Genomic DNA, 12,495 nt, shown 5'->3' with positions numbered 1-12,495 from the left:
TGAAAAATGAGCCTTCGACCCGGCTGCGGCTCATTTTCTACAGGGTATGATCATAAGACGATTCTTTCACGCTGAAGCAGAACCGACTGGAAGTCGGTGGGTTGGAACCAGGGCGTGGATACTCAATTCTGTAGAAACGATCACGGGCCGGATGTCAGATCACCAAGATCAACGGCAGAAAGATACGACAAGAGCGGGGCCAGTGTCAGGCTGGCCGCGATTGGCAGCAGATAGGGTGAGACAAACCCGCTTGCGATGCCTGCGCTCAGCGCGAGTCCGAACACCGTTTCTATGGCATGGAATTTCAGCAACACGCGCAGAGGGCGCTTCACGCCGGGGCGGGTCGAGGTTCCCCAGCGTGTTGGAAGTCTAAACAGGCTGCGCCCCACGGAAATCGTCTGATGGATCATCAGGATCGGCGCGATCAGCATAGACATGATAAGCTCGCCAAAGAACGAGGCGATGAATTTCGCAACGCCTCCGAACGCGCGTCGTTTCTGGGCGGAGGTCAGAACCAGACCCGCGCCAATGAATTTTGGCGCCAGCAACATCGCGAAAACTGCCACCAAAATCAGAATACTATGGCTCGGCACTGTGGGGTCCGGCGTTGTCCCCGCGCTCAGCCCATACCAGGTCCAGATCAGGATGAGAACAAGCCATATCGGAGACATCAGATAACCAAGCGCATTGAAAAACATATGAAACCGCGAGATTGGGTGAAGCCCTGACGCGCTCATGATCCGCAGATGCTGCATATTGCCCCGGCACCAGCGTCGATCACGTTGAATATAATCCACCAGGGTTTCGGGCGCTTGTTCATAGCTGCCATCAAGGTCTGGCAGGATTTTCACGCCCCACCCTGCACGCCGCAACAATGCGGCTTCCACGAAATCATGACTAAAGATTGGGGTGGAGCGGCCCGGCCCCGTCGAAATGTCGGGCAGCCCGGCACAAGCCGCAAAGGCACGGGTGCGGATAATCGCGTTGTGGCCGAAATAGTTTCCTTCAACCCCGGACCAAACGCCCAGACCATTGGCAGACAGCCCTCCGAAGGCCGCGCTGGAAAACTGTTGTAGTCGCGCAAACAAGCGACGTCCCCGGAACACGTGCAACGCGCCCTGAACAAGGCCAAGACCGGGGTTGCGGGCCAGCGTATTGGTCAGCCTCAGAATGGCATCAGCGTTCATCAAGCTGTCGGCGTCCAGCACAAGCATTGCGTCATAACCAGTGCCCCATCCGCGCACCCATTGGTCCAGATTGCCAGCCTTGTAGCCCCGATTGTCATCCCGGTGACGGTAATACAGCGGGCTGCTTGATTGGCGTGTCATACGGGCTTGGTCGTAGGCGCGCCGCTCGTACTCAATGATCTTTGGGGTCTGACTGTCACTGAGCACAAACGCCGAAAAATTGTGATGATGCAGATGGCTGTCCAGATCATCCTGCATCGCCAAAAGACTGGCGAATACTTCCGCCACGTCTTCGTCATAGACGGGCATCAGGATGGCAACATTCAAAGGCGGTGTGAGCGCCGCGCCATCACCGGGCTTCCCTTTCGAGCGCTGCAGTGCGAGCGCGCCGCTGAGCGACAGACAAAAGACAAACGACACCCAAAAGAAGGTGACGCAAATCAAGGCGATCCAGATGACCCCGCACGGTGTGAAACCGTCGAACGACAGCCAGCGCGCAAAGACCGCCCCAAGGGTCGCTGTGATCAGCAACGCGGGCAGCAGGATCAACGCGCGTTTGGTCCAGATGAAAGGTTCTGCCGGTCGCTGTGGCGCATCGGGATCAACAAACGGATGGGTGAAATCCTGCACCGGCATGTCCAGGGGCCGGCTTGGGGGCATCCGCGCCGCAACCGGATCCTGATGCAGATGGGCGTCATGCCGGTTCATTGTGCGGATAGGGGCTTGGGTTCGGGTCGCGCACGCCAGGGGTGGGATTTGAACCATGCCGCGGTATACGCAACGGCCACAAGTGAGGCGAACCCGATCAGGTTTGCGCTCCAGACATTGAAGGCCGAACGACCAGTCTGATCCAGACCGAAGCCGATGAAACGGGCTGCTGCCATTGAGAAAACGAACACAGCAAGAGATTGCTGGCCTACTTTCAGGATGACTCTCAACAGCCCCTTCCAAAAGCGCGAAAATACCCCATCTTCGGTCGGTCTGAGCCTACGCCCACCGGTCCCTGCCACGGCCCAAGCCAGATAGGCGAGTGCCAGAAAATGTACATACCGCAGCAAGCCAAAGTCGGTTTTCTTGGTTAGGAACCCGATGTCTTGTGAGATGGATTTGAGTTCGGGGTAAGCATTTAGCAGGCGGAAATAGGCAAAAGGGACCGTGCTGATCACAACGACGATTGCCAGAATGGCCAGCCATTTGTTCAATGGAGGGGCCGGCACCCACCCTGCCATAAGCGCGAATCCGGTGAAGAATACCAATTGCCAGCCGAACGGATTGAAGAACCATTCCCGATTGGTCCACGGTTCTGCCGGCATCCATAACATATTGGTATTCGCGCCAATCCAGACCAGCACCACAAAGGCCAGTGCAAAAAAACCGTGCAGGTTTTTCAAGCCCACCACGATGGGCATCATCGCCAGAATGACAACATACATCGGAAGGACGTCGAAGTAATTCGGAACATAGGTCAGCGTCATCAACCCGATCAGATTTGGGATCGTATTGTTAACAATCGGCCAGAGGTTTAGATTTCCAACATAGTCCTTGGAGTAGGTGCCAGAATGGTTCAGCGCTGAAACGAAGGTCAGAATGACCAAAAACACCGCGATATGCGCCCAGTACACCTGCCAGACCCGGAACGCCACGCGCGCGGTGCCCATCAGCCAGCCTCTGGTCTTGAACGCTTTGCCAAATGCGATGGCGGATGCCATCCCCGAGCAGAACACGAAGATCTCGGTCGCGTCGGAAAACCCGAAACGCGCCGGGATCCACAGCGTCAGAAAGTTGCCCGGAATATGCGCCATCAGAATGATGAACATCGCCAGGCCCCGATAGAAATCGAGGCGTATATCACGTTGGCTCACGGCCGTATCTGCTGGTTTGACCGGGGTCATATTCATGTCCTGAACAAGCTTTCTTCGATTGGGTACGGGCGTGCCTGAGCCGGGTTTTCCACCTGCACAGACTTAATGGGGGATAACGTCCGGCCGCTCCATATTCGTCAGCATCTCGAAACGCACAGCGGCATAGTGATCCTCGGCCCCGCCGCGCTTGGCCTTGCGTTCGGTCAATATCTGCTTGGCTTCCTTGAAATGACCACCACGGATGCCTGCATCAATGGTCAGACGCTCAAACACATCGCGTTGGGCGTGACTTCCGCCAGCCAGTTGCATTTTCGACCGCGCACAGGCGAGGTTTTTGAATGCAAGTTCGTAATTGGCTTCGCCAAACGCTTCAAGACCGGCAGCGGCGGCCACTCCGGGATCAGCCATAACCCGAGCGATCTCGGTATTGGCGGTTTGGGCGTCTTTGTTGATCCGCGACATCATTGTTCTGATCGCCTGATCACGTTCGCCTCCGACAAGTGCCAAGATATAGTGCAAATCAGCGAAAATTAGGCATCCATCCGCAGTCCGGTTTTCAGACAAATCGGCCAGTTCTTCCCAACGGTTTCCGACATCAATGCCCTCAAGTTCCAGCCGGCTTAACAGCGATGTGGCATTGGAAATGTCACGATAATCGTCGGTCTTTTCTTTGCGGATTTTGGCGTCATACAACGCGAACACCTCGTCAATCCGTTCCTGATCCAGCAGGAATAGTGCTTTGTGCCACCAGACATGGAAACCGAAATTGTTGCAATGTGCCCATGCACCTTCTTGCTCGGTCAGCCATTTCAGCCCGGCGGACGTGTTGGCTGTCATGTCATAAACATGCGCAACCGCGTGCAATCCCCAAGCATCGTTGACCGCATAGTTCATCCCCTTACGACCAACCTTCTCGGCCTCGGCATAGGCGCCGGTTTCTTCAAGCGCAAAGGCATGACACCCCATCAAATAGCCGTAACCGGCATGACCTTCGTCATATGTCGGCAGAACCTCTTCAATCGAGTGTCGCATTTGCGCAAGCTGGCCCAGAATGAAAGAGATCGCATGCACGATTTTCATTGCCAACGCGTCGCGGGGATGGGCGTTCAGGATATTCTGAACAACATCGCGTGCCTGAGCCGGGTTGCCGTCCAGGTAGAAGCCCAAAGCCCGGACGAAATCGCGTTCTCGTTTGGTGGCCGAGGCATCGTCCAGGGCTTGTCGGGCGTCCTTATAGGCATCTCGGGCCGTTTCGACCAACTCACGCCGCCCAAGCATCATATAGAACAAACCTTTGATCGCGTGACCTAGTGCAAACTCAGGTGCGGCATTTAGCACTGTAGACAGATGCATGGGTGTAACCTGCGCGTGTGCCAGAAAAGCAAGTTGCAACTTATCCCATTCGTCGCGGGTCTCGATCGTGTCTAATGAGATGTCGTTCCCAAAGATATCCGTCAGCATTTTTTACCCCTATGTTCATGCTGATTTGGTACGCAGTTTACGGGCTGCAAACAAAGGCTTTATTGATGAATAACAACTAGTTGAACTCTTGCGATCATTAGGTGAATAAGCGTGTCCGGGGCGTAGAAGTGCAACTCGCACGAACTGTGCAAGTTTCAGGGCCTATTCCGGTCGATTGCGACAAACAATTAGTGGTCGCGTCGATGGTCCCTTATTCTGGTTTTTCAATCCCGAACGCGGTCAGAATATCCTCGGTATCTTCTCCGAAATGGGGTGGTGGGTTGCGATAGGTAACCGGTGTTTGGGAAAATTTCAGTGGATTTCCAAGGAGTTCCACGGCACCCGATTGCACCGATATTTTGGGAACCGAGATCACAGCTTGTCGGGCGGACGCCTGATCGGATGTCAACGCATCCTTAACCGAATTGATCGGCCCCGCAGGCACGCCGCGTTGCTCCAACCCTGTCAGAACCTCGTGTGCTGAATACCCTGTCAGAGCGTTGCTAAGATGTGTGGTCAACGCCTGACGGTTCTCAATACGTTTCAGATTTGTTGCATAATCCGGGGATTGCCCCAATTCGGGTTGGCCCAGAAAGTCGCAAAGCCGCTGGAATTGTGCATCATTCCCGACGGCAATCAGAATATGCCCGTCCGCAACGGCAAATGCGTCATAGGGAACGATGTTCGGATGGGCGTTCCCGCGCCGTTCGGGCAGGTTGCCCGAGGTCAGGAAATTCACCCCTTCGTTGATCAACCACGCCATCTGCGTGTCGACAAGGGCAACGTCGATATGCTGACCTTCGCCCGTTTGATCGCGGTGACGTAAGGCCGCCAGAATGCCGATGGTCGCGTACATCCCGCACATCACATCCGCGATACCCACGCCGACCTTCAACGGTCTGCCATCAGGTTCACCGGTCAATGCCATGATCCCGCCAAAGCCCTGCGCCATCAGATCATAGCCGGGTCTGTGACTGTTGGGGCCGGTTTGCCCAAAGCCCGAGATCGAGCAATAGACCAGCCCCGGATAGGCCGCACACAGCGTGTCATGATCCAGACCATATTGCTTCAGCCCGCCGGGTTTGAAATTCTCGATCAAAATATCGGCGCGCGCCACCAGTTGGCGGATGATATCCTGCCCTTCAGGCGTGGCAATGTCGACGGCAACAGATTTCTTGTTGCGATTGGCGCACATGAAATAGGCGCTGAGGTCGGTGTTCTCGCCACCTTCACCCTTGGCATAGTTCGGCCCCCAATTCCGCGTGTCGTCGCCACCGGTTTTCGGGTTTTCGATCTTCAGGATCGTTGCCCCAAGATCGCCCAGCATTTGAGTCGCGGTCGGCCCGGCCAGAATGCGCGAAAGGTCAAGCACAACAAGCCCGTCAAGCGGCCCTTTGGCGTGGGTCTCAGATCCGTCCATCATAGGCTCCGTCTCCGATCTGTGCGGCAATGACTGTGAATGTATCGGCCGTTTTCGCCGCCTCAAGCGCGCGCGCAAGCTCGGCTCGGCCGCTGACCGTATGGCCTGCGCCGCCGAAAGCCGTCGCGATGGCTGCGAAATCGTGCCGCCCGAAAGTGACTGCTTCGTCCTTGAGCTGACGTTGGCGCTGTTTCAGCTGGATCAGTGCAAGGCTGGCATCAACAAACACAACGAAAATCGGGGTCAGCCCCAGCTCGGCTGCGGTTGCCAACTCTCCGGCAACCATCAGGAACCCGGCATCCCCGGAAAACGAGACGACGGGACGGTCAGGCGAGGCGATTTTCGCGCCCATCGCTAAGGGCACCGCGCATCCCATGGTGCAAAACGCCGAGGATTGCATAAGGCCACGCGGCTCAGAACAGGCCCACATCTGGGACAGAAAAATGCGATGCGCGCCGCTATCTGCGGTGGCAAGCGTGTTTGCAGGCAAGGCGCGGCGGCATTCATCAATAATGGCTGCTGGGCCCCAATCGTCATCAGTTGGAAAGGCCCCGACCAATGCCGCCTTCACCGCCGCGACCTCGCCATCAGGCCATGTTGTGTTGGGGGAAATACCTTGTTGCAACACCTCCAGCGTGGCCCCTGTGTCCGAGATGAAATTCACACCTGATTGGTGCATATAATGCGCGTTCGGGACGGCGCTGATGTCGATCACATTGATGGTGTCCGGGTCCCAGACCTCGCGCCAGCCGGGGCGCATTTCGATGGGGTCATAGCCCGCGCAAATCACCAGATCGGCGTTGCGCACGAAGGGCAGTAAATGCGTGTCGGCCAAGGGTGATAGACCCGCCCCGCCAAGGCAAAGCGGATGATCCTCGGGCAATATGCCTTTGGCCTTGTAGGTAGTGATCAGGGGGACGCCAAGCGTATCACAAAATGATTTAAGCGCGGACCCAGCCCCATCGTTCATCGCGTCCAACCCAGCGATCATGACCGGGCGCTTCGCATCCGCCAGCCAGCGGCGCGCCATCTCAAGCTCTGGGCCCGGCGCGGGCACATGCGAGCTTGCCGGAGGTCGACGACGCAGGCGCGATATGGCAACTTGCGTGTTGGCGACGGTGATCGGCACATCAATATGGACCGGACCGGGGCGCGCTTCGGTCGCGATCCCGACGGCCTTGTCGGCAATGATATCGGCGCTGTCTGCAGTCAGGCAAAAGCTGGCTTTGGTGACCGAGGCGAAAACGGCGGCGTGATCCATCACCTGATGCGTATAGGTCTGCGCCTCGTTCGCATCCACACAGCCCGTCAACACGATCAACGGCACCCGGTCCTGAAACGCGTTGGCAATCGCGTTCATGCCGTTCATCGCACCCGGTCCAAGCGTGGCAACCAAAATGCCCGGTGCACCAGTGCGGTGATAATCGCCCTCGGCCATGAAACAGGCGCTGTTTTCGTGCTTTGTCAGGATGAATTTGATCCCAGCCTTGGTCAAGGCATCAAGCAGTGTCAGAACCTCGCCCCCCGGCATGCCATAGGCGCGACGGCACCCCGCTTGATACAGTCGTTCAGCAAGATAATCGGCGGCGCGGCGCGGTGTGTTTGGCATTGGAAGTCCGAGTGTTAAGGGGCGTCTATCTGGTCAGTGTGATGGGGATCTAACCCGAAACCTGTCGGGTGTCATGGTTGTTTCAATCGGCGCGCGTCAGTGTCTGTTTGTCAAACCCGGTCAACACCATACTGCCGAATACGTCATGAAGTCACAGGCAAGCCACGGCGCAACCATCCCGGTCCAGCCCAAGAGCCAAGCATACCTTCGGGAATGTCGATGACGTTCACGAAACCGGCTTTGAGTAACCGTTGACGCATCCGTCGCGAGCGGACGCCACGTGCGCAGTTCAGGGCCACGACACGTTCGCGATCGCCCTCAACCAGTAGATCCAGAGCTTCGATAAAGTCCGGACGGCGCATATCCAGCCGAGCCGCCCTCTGACCGCTGCCCGTTTTAGCCCATTCATCCGGCCTGCGAATATCGACGAGCAACAGCTCTCCGTTCAGGGCTTTCTGATGTGCCTCAGGCGGGGTCAGAGCCTCGCCCGCAAGGCCTGCATTTGGAAAAATGCCCCAGGCGATAACGCCTGAGGCTGTGGTCGCACCTGCAACAAGAAACATGCGCCGGCTGATGGGACGATTGGTCTTGGTTTTTTTCAACTCAGGCACCTGTCACTGTCAGAAGGAAGCATATTCGCTTAGGATTGCGGAGCTTTGGACGAAAAGTTCGGAATGGTCGCGTTCGATGCGCCCTTCGGCTCAAGCTTCACCCAGTTTTTTGTGGATTTCTTCAGGTTGCCTGCAATGTCTTTTTCCCAGAACCCAACCACGTTTTTGGTGATGTTCAGGTAAAGCTTGCCGTCGCGGATACGCCACAGATTGGGGTTGCCGGGCACCTTGCCTCCCTGTGCAACACCGTAAGCGCAATGACCGTCATATTGCGGCGCATAGGCTTCGGGGTTCTTTAGGAAAAGATCCCGGTTGGCTTTGGTCGAAAAGGCCCATGTGGCCCCGTTATACTCGGCTGTGATCGATGACTTGCCGGGAATGCCTTTGGGCTGGGACTGGCCAATCTTGTTCTGTTTCAGGTCAAAATAGGCAACCACATCATATCCAGATGCAGCAAATCCCGTTTCGTCCACAAACTGCGGACCGGCGAACGCCAGCGATGGAATGGTCAGGGCGGCGAAAGCAAAAGGAAGAAGACGTTTCATGTTAAGTTCCTGTTTCAAATGGTGTCCCGGCACTTATACTCCAATAGAGAACGTGACATAGTCGACCTCACGCGTTCTTGAGAGATCGTGGGTGATCGTGCGGGTGGTAAGGCTGGCGGCTCACAAGCGGCCCCCCACAATATCCGAGAGATCGCCAAGTTGTGATTTGCCCACAACGCGGTGCTGCAAATAGTTGGCCCATGCCGTTAGAAGGAATACCAGATTGCCCGATTTCTTGAAGTTTTTGCCCAAACCGCTCGCCCGTTTCGGATATGTATCGCTCTTGGCCTTTGGCCTTTCAGGACTGTCGGCACAGCAAAGCCAGGCCTTTGAGACCCCCGATATTCTGGTGCTGGGGGATTCCCAAATCACCTTCGGGTCCGGCCCCAGCTTTCTGTCATTCTTCGAGAACCTGAAACAAAACTGCGCCAAAACTGAGCAGGACAAGGACGTTCTGACACAACTGGGCCAGCGCGTTGCGGTCATCGGTGTGCGCTCTACCTCTCTTGGGACGTGGGCGCGGCGCACGAAAGGCGGGAAAGGTCCGATTTGCGATGTTGACCCCAAATGGAAGGTCAATGCCGGGTCATATGGCACGGTCAATCGAACCAAGAACATCTATGTCCAAATCGGGCAGGGAAAGAACTATCAGTTTTGCAAACCGGGCCAATCCGCGTTCGAGACCATGTTTCGCAAGGACTATTATAACCCAAAACTGCTGGTCATGACCTTTCTGGGCAACTCCTCCCAGACATGGGCAGATGATCCTGCTGCGGCCCTAAGCGACGTGAAAGCAGCGACCGAGCAATTGCCCCCGGGTATGCCCTGCATCTTCATGACCACCGCTCCGACCTATCAGAAATCAGTCGTCGACATGCGCCACCGGGCACAGGCCAACCTGAAGAGGGCGTTTGACAAGACGGGCAATAGATGCAGTTTCGTGGAGGGCTACACCCCTCAAACCATCAAGGCCAATCTGGGCGTAAAATCGCATTTCAGACGCAAGAAGAACGGATCCGTGAAAGATCCGTTCCACCCCAACAAAGCGGCCGCCAAACAGTTTTTCTCTATCCAGAAACAGCAAATATGCAACGCAATCCTCCACGAACTAAGAGGGTTAGACTAGGCCCTGGTGTTGGGGCGGATTGAATCCCGCTTTTCTGGTACTATCGAATGATGGGTCATGGGGAAATCTGCGGCGTCGATGAGTTATTTAGCGCTGCAGATGCGGAGGCTTTCACCGCAAGCATCCATAGAATGGGCAGAAGCAAGCACTGTCCTGTTCTTCGTTAGTCGAATCCGATTGTAGTATCCACGCCCTGGTTCCAACTCACCGACTTCCAGTCGGTTCTGCTTCAGCGTGAAAGAATCGTCTTATGATCATACCCTGTAGAAAATGAGCCGCAGCCGGGTCGAAGGCTCATTTTCTACAGGGTATGATCATGCAATACGACACCGGCAGCCACTGTGTTTTCTATCACCGTTATCACATCGTGTGGTCGACGAAGTATCGCTACAAGGTGCTGACGGGCGACATCCGCTTGCGTGTGCGTGCCATTTGCCGCCAGGTTTGTCACGAAAGGGCTTAGAAGTTTCCCCGTACAGCCTCAGTCAAGATGAGCTTGTCCAGGGTCAGGTCAGAAACCGCCCGCCGCAGACGCTGGTTCTCTTTCTCCAGTTCTTTCAGCCGCTTCAGCTGCGAGCGTCCCATACCGCCATACAGCTTGCGCCATCGATAAAACGTCTGCTGTGTCACCCCGATCTGGCGCACCGCCTCCGCAATCGTCATCCCTTGCCCTTGCAGAACTTCAACCTGCCGAAGCTTCGATACGATCTCTTCCGGTTTCTCTCGTTTTCCAGCCATCGCTGATCCTCCAATTTGCGGGATAAAACTATCCCAGTTGGTGGACCACCCGATGGGGGCTACTCCATCGCCTCTCGGCTGGGAACACATCAATCTCACCGGCGATTTTGATTGGCATTCTGGTGCTGCTGAGCGTTCAAATGCACGTCCCCTGCACCTCAGCTCAATGAGAAGAAAGGCTTCTTAGAGCAAAAAACAAGCGTTCTTCTTTCGTTCGCACTTAAAGTAATCCTACGAACAAATCATGCGATGGGGCCTGATTGTAGCAGGGTGGATTCACAAATGAAGTGCAACTTCTGTATTAAAACAGGATGTTAGCTGGAGTTGTCTGATGGGCCGTTGTTACCCCCACTTGAACCTGGAAGATGGGACGATTGCTATGCCATAATTTCAATGTGATAGCGATCGGCCCAAATATATGCATATTCCCTGAGAGATTTTGGCATCCTGTCATGGAATATTGCGAGCTTCTTCATTTTGGCGTCAGGATGAAGAATGAGCTTCTTCTTTTTTCGGGCTTCTTTTGGCCGTCTTTTTGTATTGCCTTGGTTTCTGTAGGGTTCTTTGCATCTCCTTTTTTAATCGTTTTGGTGTCACTTCCAGCCGCAGAATTGGAAATATCGGAATATAGACTAACACCAGAATGGATAAGCGAAAGCACCTTCATTGTCGCCGCATGGCGCGCAGCTTCTTTGACGGATTTTGCCGCATCCCGCATCAGATGAAAAACTTCAGTTCTGACTTTTTGATTCCTAATTTTGACGGTGATCGAATGGCCAACAACTGACGCCACGTGTTTGTCTGGCAGAAGTTCAATCATGTCGAGTGCCTTGTCTAGGGCCTCCTGGATCGCGGGCTCCTTAGAAAGGGACATTGCGCGAAGTATCTCGTATGTCCACATCACATCCATCCAGGCTTCCTGCCGTTGAAGCTTCACTCGATGTTCTTTGAGATGTGACAATTGCTCATCAACGCGCCCGAGCGCACTGATGATAGCCTCTGTTCGAGCGGAGAGAGACATGTTGATCACTGCGTTCATTTCGTGAGCGATCTGGTCAAAGACTGAAAAGCTAATTGCATCGGTTATTTCTACCAATTTCGTTTGACTTAGATCCTGGAATAGCTTCTCAACTTCCAGTCCTGCCTGTTCTGATGCCTCTGACGCAGCAAGCAGGCCTTTCAATTGCTCCCTGTCGCTCGATATCTTTGAAATTTCGTTCTCAACTTCTGAAAGTTGTGACTCTATGACTGCATCAACACGCGAATACTCTCCAAGCACGATGTCTAGCGTTTCTGACTGAATTCGCACTGCGTTTGGAGTTGGCAGGTCTTTTTCTATTGCTTTGAAATGGTTAGAATCTGAGATCGCTTTTGTTTGCTCCTCGATCGCATCCTGAACATTCTTGAGAACAGTGGCATTGTCGGTGTAAGCTTCAGTAACTGCCACTATTGTGTCGATAGCTTCACCAACGATGCCCACTCCCTGTGCTACAAGCGTGGTTTCAGCAGCGATGCGATCATGAAAAATACCCAGAATCCTAAACAGTTCGTCCGCAGAAGTTATTGAATCCATGGAATCCAATGCACTATCAAATGTCTCGACGCTTATGTCTTTTCCCATCTTTTCTACTTTCGAATAACCGTCACTGTGATTCGAGCAACTTTTCAGTTGCCGACATATCCACCAGAGTTTTGGCTAGCGCTTTTTCGGCTTGTTTTGCCGCAATCGCCGCCCATCTATGGTAAGTTTCCTTGTTTACAAAATCGGTAAATTCACCGGGCTTCAATCGTTCAGCAAGCTCATGATTTCTGGCGTTATGGCTATCGCATGGTGGCGGGTTTGCTGAACAACGCTGGCTGGCACGTGAACCACAAGCGGGTCGAGCGTATCTGGCGACGTGAAGGGCTGAAGGTCCCACAAAAGCAAAGAAAGAAG

The 12,495-nt window shown here is 54.6% G+C and carries 9 protein-coding genes and 3 pseudogenes; 3 read left to right on the top strand and 9 right to left on the bottom strand.

Annotation, left to right across the window (positions count from 1 at the left end; translation table 11 throughout):
- Positions 1-140 precede the first annotated feature (140 nt).
- The 7 genes from mdoH to V6N04_RS18575 all read right to left on the bottom strand — a co-directional run bounded on the left by mdoH (position 141) and on the right by V6N04_RS18575 (position 8,695).
- A complete protein-coding gene (gene mdoH, locus V6N04_RS18605; RefSeq protein WP_371171678.1) occupies positions 141-1,847 on the bottom strand; it encodes a glucans biosynthesis glucosyltransferase MdoH in 1,707 nt (568 codons plus the stop codon).
- 44 nt (positions 1,848-1,891) lie between these two features.
- Complete coding sequence (locus V6N04_RS18600) at positions 1,892-3,085, bottom strand: OpgC family protein (protein WP_371171677.1); 1,194 nt, start codon at positions 3,083-3,085, stop codon at positions 1,892-1,894.
- Between the two features lie 66 nt (positions 3,086-3,151).
- On the bottom strand, positions 3,152-4,510 hold the full coding sequence (locus tag V6N04_RS18595; protein ID WP_371171675.1) for a tetratricopeptide repeat protein: 1,359 nt from the start codon (positions 4,508-4,510) through the stop codon (positions 3,152-3,154).
- 211 nt (positions 4,511-4,721) lie between these two features.
- A complete protein-coding gene (locus tag V6N04_RS18590) occupies positions 4,722-5,933 on the bottom strand; it encodes a CaiB/BaiF CoA transferase family protein (RefSeq protein WP_371171674.1) in 1,212 nt (403 codons plus the stop codon).
- The gene (locus tag V6N04_RS18585; RefSeq protein WP_371171673.1) at positions 5,917-7,539 is read right to left on the bottom strand and encodes a thiamine pyrophosphate-binding protein; all 1,623 of its coding nucleotides are present in this window, start codon (positions 7,537-7,539) and stop codon (positions 5,917-5,919) included. Before V6N04_RS18585 ends, V6N04_RS18590 begins: the two co-directional genes overlap by 17 nt.
- A 143-nt stretch (positions 7,540-7,682) precedes the next feature.
- Positions 7,683-8,150 (bottom strand): rhodanese-like domain-containing protein, encoded by a 468-nt coding sequence (locus V6N04_RS18580; RefSeq protein ID WP_371171672.1) that lies wholly within the window; start codon positions 8,148-8,150, stop codon positions 7,683-7,685.
- A gap of 29 nt (positions 8,151-8,179) precedes the next feature.
- Positions 8,180-8,695, bottom strand: coding sequence for a YHS domain-containing (seleno)protein (locus tag V6N04_RS18575; RefSeq protein ID WP_371171671.1), 516 nt, complete (start codon positions 8,693-8,695; stop codon positions 8,180-8,182).
- A 223-nt stretch (positions 8,696-8,918) separates the two neighbouring features.
- Here V6N04_RS18575 and V6N04_RS18570 point away from each other — a divergent pair, with 223 nt between their 5' ends.
- Together V6N04_RS18570 and V6N04_RS18565 are read left to right on the top strand one after the other, a co-directional pair.
- Positions 8,919-9,821 carry an SGNH/GDSL hydrolase family protein gene (locus tag V6N04_RS18570; protein WP_371171670.1) on the top strand — a complete coding sequence of 301 codons (903 nt, stop codon included), beginning with the start codon at positions 8,919-8,921 and terminating at the stop codon, positions 9,819-9,821.
- Positions 9,822-10,137: 316 nt separating this feature from the next.
- Positions 10,138-10,269 (top strand): annotated as a pseudogene (locus tag V6N04_RS18565) (transposase); the annotation flags it as partial.
- Between the two features lie 20 nt (positions 10,270-10,289).
- Here V6N04_RS18565 and V6N04_RS18560 read toward each other — a convergent pair.
- Both V6N04_RS18560 and V6N04_RS18555 read right to left on the bottom strand, forming a co-directional pair.
- A pseudogene (locus V6N04_RS18560) lies at positions 10,290-10,559 on the bottom strand (transposase); the annotation flags it as partial.
- A 472-nt stretch (positions 10,560-11,031) separates the two neighbouring features.
- Positions 11,032-12,180 carry a hypothetical protein gene (locus tag V6N04_RS18555; RefSeq protein ID WP_371171669.1) on the bottom strand — a complete coding sequence of 383 codons (1,149 nt, stop codon included), beginning with the start codon at positions 12,178-12,180 and terminating at the stop codon, positions 11,032-11,034.
- 165 nt (positions 12,181-12,345) lie between these two features.
- Between V6N04_RS18555 and V6N04_RS18550 the strand changes: the two are divergent.
- Positions 12,346-12,495: pseudogene (locus V6N04_RS18550) on the top strand (IS3 family transposase); the annotation flags it as partial.

It is taken from the genome of Aliiroseovarius conchicola (genome assembly GCF_041403445.1).
In the GTDB taxonomy this organism is placed as follows: domain Bacteria; phylum Pseudomonadota; class Alphaproteobacteria; order Rhodobacterales; family Rhodobacteraceae; genus Aliiroseovarius; species Aliiroseovarius conchicola.
This window is presented reverse-complemented; position numbering and strand designations above follow the sequence as displayed.